General features: G+C 68.5%; 1 protein-coding gene. It reads left to right on the top strand.

Annotated elements, in window-relative coordinates; genetic code table 11:
• A partial coding sequence (locus EN818_RS31035) for an LLM class flavin-dependent oxidoreductase (protein WP_135906634.1) occupies positions 1-346 on the top strand: 346 nt, incomplete at both ends.

Below are 346 nucleotides of genomic sequence, written 5' to 3'. Positions count from 1 at the left end.
GCGCCATCCGGACTCGCCGGCCGACGGCGCGACCAATTTCGAGTTTCACAAAAAGCTGGCGCTGACCGCCGAGCGCGGCCTGTTCGATGCCTATTTCCTCGCCGACAACCTGACGGTGGGGCTCGGCGCCCGCGAGGGCGGCAACGCCAAGATCGCCGGGTTCGAGCCGGTGACGCTGTTCGCGGCGCTGGCGCCGCTGACCACGCATCTCGGCTTCATCGCCACCGCCTCGACCACCTATGAAGAGCCCTACACGCTCGCCCGCAAATTCGCTTCGCTCGACCTTCTGTCGAACGGTCGCGCCGGCTGGAACGTCGTGACCTCGGCCGGCGACGACACGGCGCGC

This window comes from Mesorhizobium sp. M3A.F.Ca.ET.175.01.1.1, assembly GCF_004791945.1.
Taxonomy (GTDB): Bacteria; Pseudomonadota; Alphaproteobacteria; order Rhizobiales; family Rhizobiaceae; genus Mesorhizobium.
Note: the sequence above shows the minus strand (reverse complement) of the source record. Positions and strands in the feature narration are given on the sequence as shown.